General features: G+C 62.3%; 15 protein-coding genes. 11 read left to right on the top strand and 4 right to left on the bottom strand.

Annotation, left to right across the window (positions count from 1 at the left end; genetic code table 11):
- Window positions 1–25: 25 nt before the first annotated feature.
- The gene (gene rdfA, locus NJT13_RS19945; protein WP_254525908.1) at window positions 26–688 is read right to left on the bottom strand and encodes a rod-determining factor RdfA; all 663 of its coding nucleotides are present in this window, start codon (window positions 686–688) and stop codon (window positions 26–28) included.
- 1055 nt (window positions 689–1743) lie between these two features.
- Here rdfA and NJT13_RS19940 point away from each other — a divergent pair.
- From NJT13_RS19940 to NJT13_RS19920, 5 genes are all read left to right on the top strand, one after another.
- Window positions 1744–2376 (top strand): UGSC family (seleno)protein, encoded by a 633-nt coding sequence (locus NJT13_RS19940; protein WP_254525907.1) that lies wholly within the window; start codon window positions 1744–1746, stop codon window positions 2374–2376.
- A 1-nt stretch (window position 2377) separates the two neighbouring features.
- A complete protein-coding gene (locus tag NJT13_RS19935; protein ID WP_254525906.1) occupies window positions 2378–3439 on the top strand; it encodes a hypothetical protein in 1062 nt (353 codons plus the stop codon).
- Window positions 3439–4290 (top strand): DUF6282 family protein, encoded by an 852-nt coding sequence (locus tag NJT13_RS19930; protein WP_254525905.1) that lies wholly within the window; start codon window positions 3439–3441, stop codon window positions 4288–4290. Before NJT13_RS19935 ends, NJT13_RS19930 begins: the two co-directional genes overlap by 1 nt.
- Window positions 4283–5155, top strand: coding sequence for an NAD(P)-binding domain-containing protein (locus tag NJT13_RS19925; RefSeq protein ID WP_254525904.1), 873 nt, complete (start codon window positions 4283–4285; stop codon window positions 5153–5155). Before NJT13_RS19930 ends, NJT13_RS19925 begins: the two co-directional genes overlap by 8 nt.
- Before the next feature lie 202 nt (window positions 5156–5357).
- Window positions 5358–6629 (top strand): MFS transporter, encoded by a 1272-nt coding sequence (locus NJT13_RS19920; RefSeq protein ID WP_254525903.1) that lies wholly within the window; start codon window positions 5358–5360, stop codon window positions 6627–6629.
- A gap of 164 nt (window positions 6630–6793) precedes the next feature.
- On the opposite strand, the gene NJT13_RS19915 is transcribed toward NJT13_RS19920, so the two are convergent.
- The gene (locus NJT13_RS19915; RefSeq protein WP_254525902.1) at window positions 6794–7936 is read right to left on the bottom strand and encodes an acyl-CoA dehydrogenase family protein; all 1143 of its coding nucleotides are present in this window, start codon (window positions 7934–7936) and stop codon (window positions 6794–6796) included.
- Window positions 7937–8192: 256 nt separating this feature from the next.
- On the opposite strand from NJT13_RS19915, the gene NJT13_RS19910 reads away from it, so the two are divergent.
- The 3 genes from NJT13_RS19910 to NJT13_RS19900 all read left to right on the top strand — a co-directional run bounded on the left by NJT13_RS19910 (window position 8193) and on the right by NJT13_RS19900 (window position 11057).
- On the top strand, window positions 8193–9089 hold the full coding sequence (locus NJT13_RS19910; RefSeq protein WP_254525901.1) for a DUF7260 family protein: 897 nt from the start codon (window positions 8193–8195) through the stop codon (window positions 9087–9089).
- 120 nt (window positions 9090–9209) lie between these two features.
- A complete protein-coding gene (locus NJT13_RS19905) occupies window positions 9210–9629 on the top strand; it encodes a universal stress protein (protein WP_254525900.1) in 420 nt (139 codons plus the stop codon).
- Window positions 9630–9821: 192 nt separating this feature from the next.
- Window positions 9822–11057 carry an MFS transporter gene (locus NJT13_RS19900; protein WP_254525899.1) on the top strand — a complete coding sequence of 412 codons (1236 nt, stop codon included), beginning with the start codon at window positions 9822–9824 and terminating at the stop codon, window positions 11055–11057.
- A 109-nt stretch (window positions 11058–11166) separates the two neighbouring features.
- Here the strand turns inward: NJT13_RS19900 and NJT13_RS19895 are convergent, their stop codons facing one another.
- Window positions 11167–11724, bottom strand: a complete 558-nt coding sequence (locus NJT13_RS19895) for a carboxymuconolactone decarboxylase family protein (RefSeq protein WP_254525898.1) — start codon at window positions 11722–11724, stop codon at window positions 11167–11169.
- A 93-nt stretch (window positions 11725–11817) separates the two neighbouring features.
- Between NJT13_RS19895 and NJT13_RS19890 the strand changes: the two genes are divergently transcribed.
- Window positions 11818–12825, top strand: a complete 1008-nt coding sequence (locus NJT13_RS19890; protein WP_254525897.1) for an LLM class flavin-dependent oxidoreductase — start codon at window positions 11818–11820, stop codon at window positions 12823–12825.
- 198 nt (window positions 12826–13023) lie between these two features.
- Here NJT13_RS19890 and NJT13_RS19885 read toward each other — a convergent pair whose 3' ends face one another.
- Window positions 13024–13485: a VOC family protein gene (locus NJT13_RS19885; RefSeq protein ID WP_254525896.1), complete on the bottom strand. Its 462-nt coding sequence runs from the start codon at window positions 13483–13485 to the stop codon at window positions 13024–13026.
- A gap of 207 nt (window positions 13486–13692) precedes the next feature.
- On the opposite strand from NJT13_RS19885, the gene NJT13_RS19880 reads away from it, so the two are divergent.
- Together NJT13_RS19880 and NJT13_RS19875 are read left to right on the top strand one after the other, a co-directional pair.
- Window positions 13693–14853 carry an acyl-CoA dehydrogenase family protein gene (locus NJT13_RS19880; protein WP_254525895.1) on the top strand — a complete coding sequence of 387 codons (1161 nt, stop codon included), beginning with the start codon at window positions 13693–13695 and terminating at the stop codon, window positions 14851–14853.
- Between the two features lie 109 nt (window positions 14854–14962).
- The gene (locus NJT13_RS19875) at window positions 14963–16135 is read left to right on the top strand and encodes an MFS transporter (protein ID WP_254525894.1); all 1173 of its coding nucleotides are present in this window, start codon (window positions 14963–14965) and stop codon (window positions 16133–16135) included.
- The last annotated feature ends 5 nt before the right edge of the window (window positions 16136–16140 follow it).

Below are 16140 nucleotides of genomic sequence, written 5' to 3'. Positions count from 1 at the left end.
TCCAGGGATCGACTCGGTCTGTTCGTCAGTGAGTGGTCGACTCGGTCTGTTCGTCGGCATAGCACGCGCACGAACCGTCCTCGAGCAACTCACCGAATCTGTACGTGGTTCCACACTCGGAGCAGGTGATCTGAATCAGGACGGACACCTCGACGTCACGGATTGCCACGATATCTGCGCTTACGAGCCGGGCTATCGTTTGCTCGACGACCCGCCCGCATCGGGTTCGCGCCCACTCGATCGTATTTCGGGCCGTTTCGGCCGTGATTCGGGTCTGACGGGTCGTATCGATGTGTAAGCAGTCGTTGAGATGGGATCGAACGGTCGGGTGTGTCACCCAGTCCGATTCGATGCGTTCGAGATCGATACCGTGTTGCTCGAAGCGTTTGCGGACGCGCGCCTCTCGATCGGCCGGCGCGTCGTCGCTCGTAAGGGTTTCGTACACTGCCGACAGTGCATCGTCGGTGCTCACTGCTCCGTACGCGACGTTCGTGAGGTCGGTCTCGGCGTCGGCGATCGCCGCCTCGAGGATTCGCTTGTTGATATAATCGGCAAGGGCTCGAAGGCTCTCGTTCTTTTCGTTACGGCGATGTCGAAGGTCGTCGTTCAGTCCGACGAGATCGTACCGATCGATGTTTCGGCCGATTTTGCACGAGCAACGCGTCTGGCTCTCGACTGGATCACTCATCTAGGTATTCCCTCCGGACGATCTGTCCGTGACCGCGCCATCTTCGGGTCGACATGTTCACTGTCCCCGAGGTGTGTCACGGATAAAACAGTGTCCCTTCCGACGACTCGCCCGCGCCGCCTCGTCTGCTTACCAAACATACGTTTGGAAAGCACGTCATCTCCACATTTCCGTTCACCACAGACCGTTCCGCGATTCGAAACGGGGCGTCGTCTCCGTTCCGGTCCGACCTGTGGAAAGCTGTTCGCACCGAATCCGATCGCCAAAATCGCCGATGACGGAGGGAAGCCGCCTTTGACGCAGCGTCCGTCGGTGATCGCGAAGTCTCGGTCGATGGATCGTGGTTCGACGTCGGCGGCTCAGAACGTGCGGTTGGGCCGGGTCTAGTCTGAATTTGTGTTCGATGTCGTGGAGGTCCCTCTGTTCGATAATACCGAACACACAACTCTTCGCCAGTGGAACTGCGTTCCACCGCAAGTAGCAGGCTAGTCGTTACTATCGGTTCATTCGTCGGATTTGAACTGATTTTCGGGATGAAATTTGAAAGCGAATCGATTCAGGTTGCCAGAATCGTGTGTTCCTGTTTCCGGAAAGATCAAAACGCCCTCTCTCGGCACCAACAACTGCGACTCACCGATTCACGGATGACGAACGAATCGCTATCACCGTCGTAACCGGTCGTCCGGAAGCGTCCGGAAACGGCCGTTCGACGCTGGGTAGCGGATTCGACATCGTCAGTTCCTGACTACACTTTCTTCCTGCATTATTACGCCTTCGGTATCCAAGCCGATTCCGGTCGTGACGAACGAGCCGACGATCACCTCGAGCTATATGGTGCACTCGGCCGGATGCATCGACGATCCGAACCCGGACCATCTCGATGAAGCGGGTGTATATGGGCGTGTTAGGCCGCTTCACTCGGACTTTCTGCGGCCGACAGGGACTGACAACCGCGTTGACTCCGGACGGTAATGTCGGACGCGACGTACTGACAATATTTCTGATACGTCCGCGCGGGGAACGTTTTTATCGATCGCTGATCAAGGACCATTCACATGAGTTCTGGTACCACGAAACAACGACGTGACGAAATTCTCAGCCCCGTCGGCGAGGTACAGACCGACGACCGGCCAATCGCGACCAGACTGTCGTCGCTCGAGGGAACCACGATCGGATTCCTCGACAACGCGAAGACGAACGCCGACGTCTTCCTCGCGGAGGTTTCGCGGATCCTTACCGAAGAGTACGCCGTCGAGGAGACCGTTCACCGATCGAAGGACAACACGGCCATCCCCGCCGGGAGTATCGCTTCCTATCTGGCAACGCACTGCGACGCGGTCGTAAACGCGTACGGCGACTGCGGGTCGTGTACCTCGTGGTGCGTCTACGATAGCGTCGACATCGAAGGTCGAGGGACGCCGGTCGCCACCGTGAACAGCGACGAATTCGTCCGCCTCGGCCAGTCGGAAAGTCGCTCGCTCGGAATGCCGGGGCTCCCGATTCTGACGGTCGAACACCCGATGGGCGACGTCCCCGAGGACGTCGTTCACGAACGGGCGGCCGACGCCGTCGACGAAATCGTGTCTATTCTCACCGAGAACAGGGAGCGGTTGCTCGAGGAGTACGATCAGAAGTACCTCGACGCCGGCGAGGAGATCGGCGACGAAGAACTGTACTGCCCACTGTAAGATGGGGTCCGAACTCACGTCCGAACTACTGGACATCGACGGATCTGACTTCGAGTCGGTAAATCAGGCGCTGTACCGGGAGAATATGACGGACGGCTTACCGGTCATCCCACCGACCCGAGAACGGGTTGAGGAGATGATCGATGGAACCGACAGAGACCCGGCCGACGTCGTCGGAGTGGTTCCGCCACGATACGGTGATGCGACGGTCGAGAAAATCGCGATCAACGCCGTGATGGCGGGTTGCAAGCCGGCGTACATGCCGGTCTTGCTCGCTGCGTTCGAAGCGATGACCGAAGAGCCGTTCAACCTGTACGGCGTCAACGCGACGACCCACCCCGTCGCGCCGCTCGTCGCGGTCAACGGACCGATCGTCGACGATCTCCGCATCAATTACGGATACAACGTCTTCGGTCAGGGCTGGCGGGCAAACAGCACGATCGGGCGAGCGATACGGCTGGTCCTCGTCAACGTCGGCGGCGGTCAACCCGGCCAGATGGACCGTGCGACGCACGGCCATCCGGGAAAGTTCAGCTTCTGTATCGCGGAGAACGAACGAAAGTCTCCCTGGGAGCCGCTTCACGTCCGGCGCGGATTCGACGCTGACGAAAGCACCGTTACCGTCTTCGGAGCGGAGGCTCCCCACGAAATCAACGATCACGTGAGCGAGCGCGGCGACGGGATCCTGACGGTCGCCTCGGACGTCCTCGCGACGGTCGGCAACAACAACGCCTACTACACGCAAGGCGAGGTCACGCTCGTGTTCGGCCCCGAACACGCCGAGACGATCGCTCGAGACGGATACTCCATCGACGAGATTCAGAATTTCGTCTACGATCACGCGCGGAATCGGCTGTCGAAACTCAAAACCGGGGGGATGTACGGGATCCACGACTGGGCCGACCGATTCGACGTTCAGGATCCCGACGCTCGCATTCCGCTCGTCGAGTCCCCCGAGAAGGTCAACGTACTGGTCGCTGGCGGCGCCGGCAAACACTCGATGGCGATCCACTCGTTCGGCGAAACCCACTCCGTGACCAAATCGATCGACGGGGGTGCCTGATGGCCGGGGTCGACGGCGCAATCGATATCCACGTTCACGCCGGTCCGTCGTATTTCGACCGAAAACACGACGCGATCGACCTCGCGGAACTGTACGCCGACGCGGGGATGCGCGGATTCGTCCTCAAGAGCCACTTCGGCGACACGCACAAACCCGCGCGGATGGCCGCCGAACGGGTCCCGTCTCTCGAGGTTTATTCGTCGATCACGCTCAATTCGTTCGTCGGCGGGTTCAATCCAACCGCCGTCGAACACGCCCTCGAGACGGGGGCGCGCGTCGTCTGGTTGCCGACCTTCAGTGCCGCGAACTTCGACCCCAGCGGAATCGGCCGCGGGTTTCCGTTTTCGAACCAGTCGCTCACCGCCCTCGAAGACGGAACGCTTCGTCCGGACGTCAGGGACGTCCTCGAGACGCTCGCTGACCACGACGAACACGTCGCGCTCGGCAACGGCCACCTCGCACCCGAAGAGAGCGTTGCCGTACTGGACGCGATGGAGGAGATGGGGCTTTCGATTCCGTACCTCGTTACGCACGCGGACTTCGGGTTCATGGGATTGTCACTCGAGGACCAACTCGAGATGGCCGACCGCGGCGCGATCGTCGAAAAGTGCTATCTCCCGGTTCTCCACGGCGACGTCTCGCTCGCGGAACTCGCGTCCTCGATCGAAGCGATCGGCCCGGACCGATGCGTCCTCTCGACCGATCACGGGCAAGCCGACAACGAATCGCCGCCGGACGCGTACGGATCGTTCGTCGACGAGCTTCGAGCGACCGGCCTCGATGCGGACGCGCTCGAGGCGATCACCGCCGGAACGCCGACTCGGTTACTCGGTATCGATCGCGATGAGTGAGCCGAACGCGACGGTCGGAATCGTCGGGTACGGTGAAGTCGGACGGGCGTTCGCATCGCGTTTGCACGAGGGAGGGCACGACGTCGTCGTTCTGAACCGCACCCCGGACGATCTTCGCGCTCGCCTCGGTGCCGACGATCCACGGGTCGCAGCCTCGTTCGTCGACCTCGCGGCGGAGAGCGATCTCGTGCTCTCGTGTGTCTGGCCACAGACCGCCGCGCCGGTCGCGGAGAACCTCGCGACGGGACTTGCGGAAACGACGTACGTCGATCTGAACTCGATCGGCCCGGAAACGACTCGCATGATCGATCGAACCGTCACCGACGCTGGCGGGACCTTCCTCAAGGGAGCGATCATGGATTCCGTCGCGGTCAACGGTGCCGACGCCCCCGTCTCCCTCGCCGGTCCGGACGTCGAAGCCTACGCGACCGTGTTGTCGGACGCCGGCCTCTCGATCAGGCCGTTCGGGACCGACGTCGAGCGTCCCGCAGCGCTGAAGATGTGCCGAAGTATGGTCACCAAGGGCATCATGGCGCTGTTCGTCGAAACGCTGTTGACCGCCCAGCGGTACGAACTGGCCGAAGACGTCCTCGAGAGCGTCGACGACTCGTTCGACGGGACGACCCCCGCGGCGTTCGCCCGGTACTTCCTCGTCGACATGGCGTCGAACGCCGCACGTCGTCGGAACGAACTGCGGGAAGTGCTGGCGACTGCTCGAGACGCGCGCGTCGACGCACCGATGACCGAACACACGCTCGCCGTCCACGAGGAAGCCGCCGACCGCCCGCTCGACGTCGAGACGTATACGGACATGCTCGCCGCGTTGGAATCGGTCTTCGTTCCGGACGCAACGACGACCGAGTGAGTCGCCGCCCGCGTTCTGCGGTTCGGAGACGGACCGGACTCGAGTCGACCCGTCCCGATTGCGGCGGCAGGGGACGGATTCGCATCCGATCGAAGCGGCCGGCAGACACCGCTATCGAAGTGAACGACCGTCGGCGACTCGGCGATCAGCCGATCGGGAGGGAATCTTTTTGGTCGTCGCCGCGAAATCCGGTGACGAATCGATGATACGGTCGCTCTTCGGTGAGAAGGCGCTGGTCTTGCGCGACACGAATTTCCAGTTGCTGTTGCTGGCGAATCTCGTCGCCCCGCTCGGAGCGGCGCTCATCTCACCGCTGCTGGACTCCCTGCAGCAACCCTATGGCGCATCCGACGCGACGATCGGGCTGATCATGACCGTTTTTACCGCGCCGGGCGTTCTGATGATCCCGGCGGTCGGCGTTCTGGCCGACCGCTACGGGCGGAAGCCCTTCCTCGTCGGCGGATTGTTCGTCTTTTCGGTCGCCGGAACTGCGCTCGCGGCGACGACCGACTTTCGACTCGTGCTGTTCCTTCGGTTTTGCCAGGGCGTTAGCTTCGCTGCGGTGACGCCGGTCATTATCACGAGCATCGGCGATCTCTATACCGGCCAGGCCGAAGCGACGGGACAGGGATTTCGGTTTTCGGTTTCCGGTCTGACCCAGGGATTCTTTCCGCTGGTTGGCGGTGTCCTGGTCGCCATCGCGTGGCAGTATCCGCTGTTACTGTACGCGATCGGCATCCCGATTTCGATCGTCCTCGCGCTCGCGTTTTCCGAGCCGACCGACGTCTCACGCGAGCGTTCCACCGACCCGGCTCCGACCGACCGCGGGACGTACGTTCGAGAGCTGCTGTCACTTCTGCGTCGGCCGCGCGTCGCTTCTGTCCTCGTGTTCCGCATGACACCGATTCTCCTGTACATTACGTTCATGACGTACGTTTCGTTGCTGGTCGTGAGATCGATGGGCGGCACGCCGGGCCAGGCCGGGATGCTGGTCGCCCTGACCAGTCTCACGTACGCGATTTCGGCGACGCAAGCCGGCCGCTTCGGTTCGTCGTTCGGCGGACGGATCGCCCCTCTCGCGGCCTCGCAGTTGCTCATGGCTAGCGGTCTCGTGGTCGTCGCGTTCGTTCCGACGGTCACTCTGGCAGTGCCCGGTGCTGTAGCTCTCGGGATCGGATTCGGGCTGTCGCTCTCGCTGTTACGGAGCGTCGTAACGGCATTCGCACCGACACAACTCCGGGGCGGACTCGTGAGTATCTTCGAGTCCTCGGGGCGGCTCTCGGCGACCGTCGCTCCGATCGCGGTCGGAATCGGGATCGAACTCCTCGACGGCGCCGTTACCCAGACTGAATCGCTGCAGTTGATGGTCGGCGGCATGGGAGTCGTCGGCGGCGTCGTCGGCATCGGCTCTCTCCTCGTCGCCCGAACGGCATCGGCTCTCCCACAGCAATTCGAGACTGCGGGTTCCGATTGAGTCTCGAGACACTTCCCGGAACGCCCCGCGTTCTCCGCGCCCGGTTGAACTCGGCAGTCGGGGGCTGGCAGGTCCAAGACGAGTCGTCGTCGTCGCGCCGATAAGCAGCGACCGCGCCGACGTCGGCCACGATACGTCGTCTCTCGATCGTCGACCGGTCCGCGTTACGAGAGCGAGGGGAGGCCGTTGCGCTTGAGTGCCGCCGCGATCTGGTTCTTCTGGATTTCGTCGGTCCCCGCCGCGAGACGGCGGCCCCGCGCCAGTCGGTAGAGGTACTCGAGCGCGTGACCCTGCTGGTAGCCGTTCGCGCCGTGGATCTGCAGCGATTCGCTGACCACGTTCTCGACCATTTCACCGGAGTACAGCTTCGCCAGCGAGGCGTCCATGCGGTCCGGTATCCGACCTTGCTCTTCCGCGTTGAGCGCAGCGCGGTACGTAAGCGAGCGCGACGCCTCGAGTTCCTTCGCCATGTCGGCGAGTTTCCACTCGATCCCCTGGAAATCCGCGATCGGCTGGTCGAACTGCTCGCGCTGTTGTCCGTACTCGAGGGCCTTCTCGAGGGCACAGCGGGCGATGGCGTTCGAGAGCGTTGCGCTCCCGAGCCGTTCCCAGTTCAACGCCTGCAACTGCTGTTTGAATCCGTTTTTCCCGCGTGTCAGGACGTTCGTTTCGGGCACGACGACGTCGTGCATGCGAAACTGAGTCTGGGTGTGATCCGCCATGTTCGTGTAGTGTTGCTCGATCTCGATGCTATCGTCGTTGTCCTCGAGGTCGATCACGACCGAGCCGAGACCGTCCGAGAATTTCACCCACACCACCACGGCCGTCGCGTGGGGAATGTTGCTCACCCAGACCTTTTCGCCGTTCAGGATCAGTTCGCCGTTCCGCTCTTCGACGGTCGTGTTCATCGCACCGACGTCCGACCCAGCCTCGGGTTCGGAAATGGCGATCGCGATGACTTCCTCGCCAGCGGTTGCTCCCGGGAGGTATCGCTCTTTGGCCTCCTCACTCCCGAACATCTCGATTGCGCGGGCTGCGACCATTTGCTGGTTGTAGAGGTATTCTGCCGTGTCGGGACAGACCTGCCCGACGGCCTCGATGCTGAGCATGGCTTCGAATTCGCCCATGCCGCCGCCACCGTACTCTTCTGCGATGTTCAATCCCAGGTAGCCCCGGTCGGCGAGCAATTCGATGTTCTCCATCGGGGGTTCCCCCTCCCACGAGAACGCAGCGTCCGAAAACTCCTTTCGGGCGAGTTCCTCCAGCGACGATACGACCATCTCCTGTTCCGCTGATAGGGATAGCATTACCCCGAATATCACAGCTTCCACAGTAAAGTCTTCTGTTTATTCGCGTGACGGGTCCGAGATTGCGCCTCGCCGGTCGGCTCGACCAGCGACGGATCCGTCGACGCGGACCGCGGTCGTCGAGCGTTTGTCTCTCCGCGGTCGTGATAGAACGTTTATTAGAAAATATGATAGGTAATGACTGCCAATTAATGGCTGTTGAATGAGTTATACGGGATCACCCAACAGGTCTACGGAAGGGATGCCGAGGGCGCTGGTGCGGAACCAGGACCGTGCGAGCCGTCTCCTCGGACTCTCGCTGCTCGTGTTCGTCGTTGGAATCGGTGACACGTCGGTCTGGTTCCCGTTCTCGGTGACGCAGGGACTGCCGGAACTGACCACGGCGACGCTCACCGCCAGTGGCTATCTCACCGATGCCAAATCGGTCACCGAAACCGAGCGAACGCGGGTCGCGACCGAACGTGACGCGTTTCGTCGATTCGCTCGACTGGTCGAATCGATCTCCGTTTCGGAGGACACGCACACCGGGCCACTGGTGTTCGCCGGAGGTGGCGACTCGGGTACGGAACACCTGTGCACCGTTCGAAACGCGTATCGAGAGACCGTGATGAACGTCCCGCACTTCGAGGACGAGTACGACGAAAATCTCCGCGAAAGCCTCACGCTCGAGTTCGACGACCACCTCGCAACGGCGCTCCTCGACGGCCAGCAATTTTCCCCGCTCCTCAAAAATACGGTGCTGGTTCAGGCGACTGCGGCGAGAGAGTCGCGGGAAAAACTCCTCGACGGAATCGACGACGAATTGACTTCCCTCGAGAACGCGCGAAAGCGGCTCCGCGAACACGATCGCGCCGTCGAGCGGGCGATGAAACCGAGACGGCAACTCCGGACTCGATCGGTGCCGACGCTGCGGGAATACGATGCGATCCTCCGCGAGGACGAGGACCGATGCGAACAGTTACTCGCCGACCGGCAACACGAGATACACCGCGAGAACAGATCCTACTCACGCTCGTCGAAGCCGGCGCTTCAACAGTACCTGTACGATGCGCTCGACGTCACGTATCCGGTCCTGGCGACGGTGACCGAACGGATCCAGGATATTCGCGGTCAGCGCCGGCTGATCCGCGAAACGATGACGAACCAGCGCTGAGGCCGTTCGCGACCTGCAGTCGCCTCTTCTCGACCGGGCGATCGGTGGACGTATTCGGGTCGGTGGGACTGCGGTCGGAGTTCCCAGGGAAGATAAGAGGATGGACGTGCTACGTCGCGTATGTACAGGGTCCTTCTGTCGATCGATGCGGACGAAGACCGTGCGATACTGGCGGCCGAAGCCGTCGCGGCTCTTCCGGGCGACGTCGACGTCGTCGTTCTGAACGTGTTCGAGAAGTTTACCGTAAGCGACGGGGAGGCCCGGATCGATTCGTCCGAACTATACGACGAAGAGGCCTACCCAGAGAGCGTGACGACCGCGTCGCAGATCCTCGAGTCGGCGGGCATCGATCCGGAGATTCGCCACGAACACGGCGAACCCACCGAAACGATCCTCGAGGTGGCGGCGGATATCGACGCGGATTCGATCGCCGTCAGCGGGCGCAAGCGAAGCCCCGCCGGAAAGGCAATTTTCGGGAGCGTTACGCAATCGTTGCTCCTCTCGTCCGACCGCCCAGTGATCGTCGCCACGAGCGACTGAGAAATCGCCGTCTCGTTCGTCCCCGCGATTGGTCCGATAGTTCGAGACCCGCCGTTGGTTGGTGTCCGAGGTGCCCGACGTCCGTCTGTCCCCGATAGTGTCGGACACGGACGAGGGAGGTGCGATTGCGACGTCGCGGGAACGGGCCGTGATCAACGGAATATTTAGTGTCGCACTCGTGAGACTCTCACGATGGAGAAAAACGATTCGTCGATCGCGGTTTTCACCGGACTCGGTCACGGTGTCTTTCACGGCTTCGAGCTGTCGATTCCGCTGTTCGTACCGATCTGGCTCTCGACGTTCGACGTGTCGCCGACGACGCTGGGACTCGTCGTGGGTGCTGGCTACGCTCTCATCGGTCTCTTTGCACCCATCGCGGGCGTGTTGGCGGACGTATACGGCTCGAAACGGCTCGTGTTACTCTCGACCGGCGGGATGGGCCTCTCGTTCGCCACGCTGAGTGTGCTTCACTCCGTCGTGACCCTCACCGTGACGTTGATGATATGGGGTGCGATGGCGAGTCTCTATCACCCGTCAGGACTGTCGCTCATTAGCCGTGGTGCGGAGAAACGAGGGACCGTACTCGCGTATCACGGTGCCGGTGGGAACGTCGGCATGGTCGTCGTTCCGCTCGCCGCGATCGTCCTGCTCGCGTTTTACGGGTGGCGGACGGTGACGGTGCTTCTCACCGTTCCGGCAGCGATCTGCGTTCTCGTCGGACTCGGCGTGTCGTTCGACGAAACCGTCTCCGAGTCGGCTTCACAGCCACGCGACCCCGATCGGAGCTCGTTGCAGTCGATTTCGAACTCCCTTCGGGACGTCGTGGGGGACACGCGCACGCTTCTCGTCGGCGGATTCGTTCTCGTCTTCGCGATACAGATCCTCTATGGCATTTACTATCGCGGTATATTCACGTTCCTTCCGGACGTCCTCACCAACTTACCGATCTTCGAGGCCGTCGTCGTCGGCGATCGAACGATCGAAGCCGGTCAGTTCGCCTACTCGGGGCTCCTGCTGGTCGGCATTTTCGGACAGTACACCGGCGGAAAGGTCAGCGACAGGGGGAGTTCCGAACAGGCCCTTCTCGGGACGTTTATCGCGCTGATCATCGCATCCGCCCTGTTCGTCCCCGCCTCCACCGTGGGCGTCGGGCCGTTGTTGATCGTCTGCGTCGCGCTCGGCTTCTTCATCTACGCGTTCGCACCGATCGCACAGAGCCTGGTCGCGGAATACGTCGCCGCCGAAAGCCACGGCCTCTCGTTCGGGTACATCTACCTGGGAATGTTCGGCGTCGGCGCCGTCGGTGCGGCGCTCGCCGGGGCGACGCTCGAGTACGGCGGTGTCGCGGCGCTATTCGGAACGCTCGCTACCGTGATGGTTCTCTGTGCCGCTCTCGCTGGGGTACTGGTTTTCCGGTCGCCCTCCTGACGTCGGGGGTCGTCCATCACGAGACCTGGATCGTCCGGTCGGGGGTGCCCTCTCGCGGTTCGGTACCGTCCCGGCATATCGGCCGTCCCCTCGGCCGTCAGAATCCGACTCACCACTCCTCGAGGGAGTCACCAGGGACGACCTCGAACGCGTTCAGGACGCAGGCGAGCATGTTGTAGTACCCGAACGTGGCCGTCAGTTCGGTGATCCCCTCGACGCCGAAGTGCGCTTTCGTCGTCCGGAACAGCGGCTCCGGAACCTCGTTGTCGCAGATCAACGCGCGTCCGTAGTCGACGACGAGCGCGTCGGCCGCCGGGAGGGACTCGGTCGGCTCTCGGTCGGCGACGACGCCGATCGTGTCCTCGCTGACGCCCTCGTCTCGGGCCAGCGGCTCGTGTATCGCCCACTCGTAGGCGCACTCGAGTTCCCGCGCCGTCGTGATGATCGCGAGTTCCCGCATCGGGCCCGGCAGCGTTCCCTCGAATCGGACGTACGTTCCGACGTCGGCGATTCTGGTCGCGATTTCGGGGCTGTTCATGAGGACGCCGAAGGGCCCGCCGACGTGGCCTCGACTGTCCGCGATCCGGTCGAAGTGGCCGTGCCACTCGTCCGAAAGCTGCTCGGTCGACGTGATGTATGGCATCCGTGACGTTCCGTCGGTCGTCATGCTATCCGGTAAAGCGAGGGGCGACCACATCAATGGTCCGGCGTCCCGTCGACCGGGCAACAGCTTTTAGGACGCCTCTCCGACTGTCACAGCATGGTCACGTACGATCTGGCGCTACCGTTGCCCGCCACCGGCGACGTCACCACGTCGGAACAGAGCAATCTCGCGAGCGCGGCGGAGACGGCCGGGTACGACCTCGTACTGGTTCCCGAAACGTGGGGTCGAGAAGCCTTTACCCGCCTCGGGTACCTCGCCGCCCGGACGGACACGATACGGCTCGGAACCGGAATCGTTCCCGTCCACTCGAGATCGCCGGCGCTGATCGCTCAAGCTGTGGCAACGCTCGACGAACTCACGGCGGGACGGGCCGTGCTCGGTCTGGGCCTGTCTGGCCCGCAGGTGATCGAAAACTGGCACGGAATGGAGTTTCGCCCGGCGCTGCGTCGCCAGCGCGAGACGATCGAGATCGTCCGTCAGGTTCTGTCGGGCGACGACGTCACGTACGACGGGACGCTGTTCGACCTCGAGCACTTTCGATTACGATTCGAACCGCTCCGGTCGTCAGTTCGGATTTACGTCGCGGCACAGGGCGAAACGAACGTGGAACTCGCGGGCGAGTTCGCGGACGGGTGGATGCCGAACCGCATTCCGGTATCGTCCCTCGCGGACGTGCGCGAACACGTCGACCGCGGTGCTCGGACGCGGGACCGCGACCCGACGGCGGTCGCGACGATTCCGTGGGTGACGACGTGTCTCCTCGAAGACGGCGAACGGGCTCGAGACCGGTGCCGAGAGACGATCGCGTTCTACGTCGGCGCGATGGGCGAGTTCCACTACGATGCGGTGGCCGAGCACGGCTTTCGAGAGACTGCCGATCGGATCAGGGACCGATGGGCGGCCGGCGAGACGGAGGCTGCCCGGGAGGCGGTCACCGACGAACTCCTCGACGAAATCGCGATCGCCGGCCGCCCGGACGCCGTCGACCACCTCTTCGAGCGATACGAGGGACTCGCGGACACGCTTGCACTGCTTCCGCCGACCACTGCAAGCGTCGAGGAGGTGCGAGAAACGATCGAACACGTCGGCTCGTCGATTGCGTGATCGGTCCGTCGGAACCCACCGAAAAATCTCCGGGTGCCTGCCGGCCGCCTGGAGGCCATCGAGGTGGGTATCGATAGACGGCGGCTGAAGCCGTCCGTGGCCTCTCCAACGGTATCGGTTCGACGATCGTGACTCCAACTCGAGGAACGGCGGTGTTCGTATCGCTACCCTGGCCGATCCGTGGACGCGAGATCGAACCTAGACGCGATCGTCCGCCGCCGCTTCGCGCATCGCCTCGATGTGATCCCGTGCAGTCGGACCGACGTCGTCGTGCCATTCGATGAGTTGTAACTGGAGTCCGAACAGCGTTTTCGGGTGGAACGTCGCCTCAGTTCGGACGCCGGGGACGGTATCTTCCATGATTACCTCGCCGCCGGCCCCGGTCAACTGTTCGACGGCCGCGTCGAGGTCGGACACGTTGACACCGATGTGGTGCAGTCCCTCGCCGTTTTGCTCGAGGTAATCGGCGATGAAGCTCTCGTCGCTCGTCGGCGCGATCAGGGTGAACATGGTGGTCCCCATCACGTTGTACGCCGTTTCGTACTGCCACTTGTCGCTCTCGAGGGTCCAGACGTTCTCGAATCCGTCGACAGCGTTTATTTTGTCCAGTGCATCCGAGACGTCCCACACCGCGTGAGCGACGTGGTCGATTTCTTCCATCACGGGATGTCGATGCGAACCACACGTATATGTATCTACTCGTATGTGACATGGGAGCTATAATTCGTCGACGGCTATCTTCGCACGGCGGCGATGCGGGCCGACGACGAGAACTGATCGGTCCGTCACAGATCGTCTTCTCCCAGCGCCATCCGTCCGGGAAGAGAGTAGAAGACTTAATTATCGATGGCGAGACGTGGTACCTGTATGAACAACATTTCGGACACCATCTTATCGGATGAACATCAGATGCTGCGCGACGAAACGAAGCGATTCGTGGAGAACGAGGTGCTCCCCGAGGCGAGCGAGCGCGACCCGAACGAGGAGGAGATGTCCGACGAACTCGTCGACCAGCTCGCGGAGATGGGATTTTTCGGTGTTCTCATCGACGAGGAGTACGGCGGCCTCGGGATGGATCTGAAATCGTACGCCGTGATCGCCGAAGAACTCTCGCGCGGGTGGCTCAGCGTCGGCAGTATCATCGCGCGCGGGCAAAGTCTCGCCGGCGCGACGGAGGCCCAGAAGCAAGAATACCTGCCGAAGATGGCGCGTGGTGAAATGCTCAAGAGCATCGCGATCAGCGAACCCGACGCCGGGAGCGACGTCTCGAACATGCGCCTTCGGGCCGAACGGGACGGCGACGAGTACGTGCTCAACGGGCAGAAAATGTGGTGTACGTTCGCGAAGGGGTCCGATTTCATCCTCACGTATGCGGTGACTGATCCGGACGCGGAACCAGCCCACCGCGGCATCTCGGGATTTATCGTCGAGAAGCCGGCCGGGACGTTCGACCGCGAGGGGTTGAGCGGCCAGTCGATCGACAAAATCGGCTACCACGGCTGGAAGACCTGGGAAGTCAACTACGACGACGTACGCGTCAGCGCCGACAAACTCGTCGGCGGCGAGGAGGGGAACGGATTCTATCAGATCATGGACTTTTTCGAGGAAGGCCGCGTCCACACGGCCGCTCGGTCGGTGGGATTAGCGCGAGGCGCGATCGAGGATTCGGTTCAGTACGCGAAAGAACGCGTCCAGTTCGACGAACCGATTTCCGAGTTCCAGGCGATCCGATTCAAGCTGGCGGAGATGGCGACGCAGGTCGAGGCTGCGCGAGCGTTGATGTTGCTCGTCGCCGATACGGTCGACTCCGGTGAGCGGGCCGACGCCGAAGCCGCCATGGCGAAACTCTTCGCGAGCGATATCGCCGAGGAAGTCACCAGCGAGGGGATTCAGATTCACGGCGGATACGGCTACACCACGGAGTTCGACGTCGAGCGATACTGGCGGGACGCTCGACTGACCCGGATCTTCGAGGGGACCAACGAAATCCAGAAGCGAATCATCGCCGACTCCTTGCTTTCGTCGTGAGAGGCGCCGTCGCGCCCCGATAATTTCGTTCCGTCGGAACGGCACTTCCCGGTTCGGCCGGACGGTCCGAAACCACAAACCGTTTTTCAGGTGTCTCTGTATAGTGGCTGTGAACTGGCGATATCGACATACGGCGTTGCTTCTCTGTACGTTTGCGTTCATGGCGACGATGGTCGCACGCCTCGTTATCAGCCCGCTCGTGCCCGCTATCACCGACGATTTTGCGGTTTCCAACGCGGCCCTCGGGACCGCACTCTCGTTGATGTGGGGCACCTACGCGCTGACGCAGTTTCCGAGCGGTATTCTGGGCGACCGATTCGGAGAACGGCGAGTCGTTCTCGTCTCGCTCGGGCTGACCGCGATTTCGAGCGTGCTGCTCGCCGTCTCCCCCTCCTACGAGTTTTTCGTCCTCTCGACCGTCGTCCTCGGCCTCGGCGCGGGACTTCATTATACGGTCGCAACGACGTACCTCACGAAACAATTCGCTGACACCGGACGTGCGATCGGCGTTCATATCGCAGGCGGTCCGATCGCGGGACTGTTCGCGCCCGTCGCCGCGACGATGGTCGCCGTTCGGTACGATTGGCGCGTGGCCATGCTTCTCGGGTTCTTCACCGCGGCGCCGCTTTTCGCCCTGTTCGCGTGGCGAATTCGACCGACGAAGCCGGACCGACCCGAACAGCCAATGCGGGAACGCATCGAACTCGGGGCGATGTTCGAACTGCTCTCGCGGCCGGCGGTCACGTACACGATGCTCATTTCGTTTCTCTGTGCGTTCACCTGGCAAGCGACTGCGTCGTTCTTGCCCGCCTTTCTCGCCGAAGGCAAGGCGCTTTCGCCGGCAATCGCGAGCGGACTCTTTTCGGCCTACTTCGTAATCCATGGCCTCACGCAACCGCTGATGGGCGGGCTTTCCGATCGAATCGGGCGCGACAGGGCCGCGATCGTGACCATGTGTGCCGGCATCGTCGGATACGGGTTGCTCGTCGTCGGCGCCACCCTTCTCGAGTTTGGCGTCGGTGTATTGTTCGTCGGGCTCGCGATGAGTTGGGGGGCGCCCATCCAGTCGCGATTCATGGATCTCCTTTCGCCGGCCGAACGCGGCACCGGATTCGGTCTCGTCAGAACGATGTACATGACGACCGGTGCGTCGGGAAGCGTCGTGGTCGGTGCGCTCGCCGACCTGTACGGCTGGGACGCCTCGTTCACGCTGCTCGTTGGTATCATGTCGGTTGCACTCGCCGCACTCGCGGCGAATCGCGTCCTCCGTCTCGGATTCTGACCGCT

Origin of the sequence: Natrinema caseinilyticum (genome assembly GCF_024227435.1) — an archaeon.
Classification (GTDB): domain Archaea; phylum Halobacteriota; class Halobacteria; order Halobacteriales; family Natrialbaceae; genus Natrinema; species Natrinema caseinilyticum.
The sequence above is the reverse complement of the archived record's forward strand: the minus strand, read 5'-3'. Positions and strand labels throughout refer to the sequence as shown.